Here is a 1,299-nt window from a genome sequence, read left to right as displayed (position 1 = left end):
TCGTCGGCAGCGTCAGATTTGTATAAGAGACAGTTGAAGGGGAGGGAGCAACGGCAGCGTTCAGTTTTCCCATCACGCCACGGCCCGGAATCCGGTCCCGGGTCGCGGCATAAGACAAGATCGGATCCAGGAGACATCCAAATGTTCGTTCGCAAAGCACTCGTTGCCGGCATCGCGCTGGCCTGCGCAACCGGTATCGCCCAGGCGCGCGAGATCAAGTCGGTCGGCGTCACCGTCGGCTCGCTCGGCAACCCCTTCTTCGTCACGATCGCCAAGGGCGCCGAGGCGAAGGTGAAGGAGATGTACCCGAACGCGAAGGTCATCACCGCGTCGGCCGACTACGACCTGAACAAGCAGTTCACGCAGATCGACAACTTCATCTCGGCCGGCGTGGATCTGATCCTGCTCAACGCCGCCGACGCGAAGGCGATCGAGCCGGCCGTGAAGAAGGCACAGAAGGCCGGCATCACCGTCGTCGCGGTGGACGTCGCAGCCGCCGGGGCAGACGCGACGGTGCAGACCGACAACGTGCAGGCCGGTCGCCTCGCGTGCGAACACATCGTGAAGAAGCTCGGCGGCAAGGGCAACGTCGTGATCCAGAACGGGCCACAGGTCTCCGCCGTGGTCGACCGCGTGAAGGGCTGCAAGGAAGTGCTCGCCGCCGCCTCGGGCATCAAGGTGGTCTCCGACGACCAGGACGGCAAGGGCTCGCGCGAAGGCGGCATGAACGTGATGCTGGGCCACCTGACGCGCTTCCAGAAGCTCGACGCTGTGTTCACGATCAACGACCCGCAGGCCATCGGCACCGACCTCGCCGCCCGCCAGCTGAAGCGCAAGGGCATCGTGATCACCTCGGTCGACGGCGCGCCGGACATCGAGACCGCGCTGAAGAACGACACCCAGGTCGAGGCCTCGGCGAGCCAGGATCCGTGGCTGATGGCGCAGCAGGCGGTGGTGATCGGCAACGACATCCTCAACGGCAAGAAGCCCGCGAGCCCGATGGTGCTGATCCCCTCGACGCTGGTCACGCGCGACACCGTCGGCAGCTACAAGGGCTGGTCGTCGCCGCGCTGACGGTTTCTCACGTAGGGCGGGAGAAGCCGAAGGCGCATCCCGCCATGCGGCGGTCAGACGGATACCGACGCGTGGATTGGCGGGATGCGCTTCGCTTCTCCCGCCCTTGTATTGTGTTGTTGTGCAGCACCGGTTGCATTTCCGGTCGTTGCGCCGGGCCGTCGTAAGGAGCGCGTAGCGCGACTGAAGACGGCCCGGCGCGGCGGCGATGGCCGGGATGGCATG

Annotated in this window: 1 protein-coding gene; it reads left to right on the top strand. The window is 65.7% G+C overall.

Annotated features, from left to right (window positions below; translation table 11 throughout):
* Positions 1 to 141: 141 nt before the first annotated feature.
* Positions 142 to 1,074, top strand: a complete 933-nt coding sequence (locus GO615_RS27670; RefSeq protein ID WP_169133051.1) for an ABC transporter substrate-binding protein — start codon at positions 142 to 144, stop codon at positions 1,072 to 1,074.
* Positions 1,075 to 1,299 lie beyond the last annotated feature (225 nt).

Source organism: Aromatoleum evansii, from assembly GCF_012910805.1.
Classification (GTDB): Bacteria; Pseudomonadota; Gammaproteobacteria; order Burkholderiales; family Rhodocyclaceae; genus Aromatoleum; species Aromatoleum evansii.
The sequence above is the reverse complement of the archived record's forward strand: the minus strand, read 5'-3'. Positions and strand labels throughout refer to the sequence as shown.

Excerpts from the sequence above, each read along its gene's own strand:
- GO615_RS27670 (WP_169133051.1), top strand. The coding sequence starts at position 142 with ATGTTCGTTCGCAAAGCACTCGTTGCCGGCATCGCGCTGGCCTGCGCA.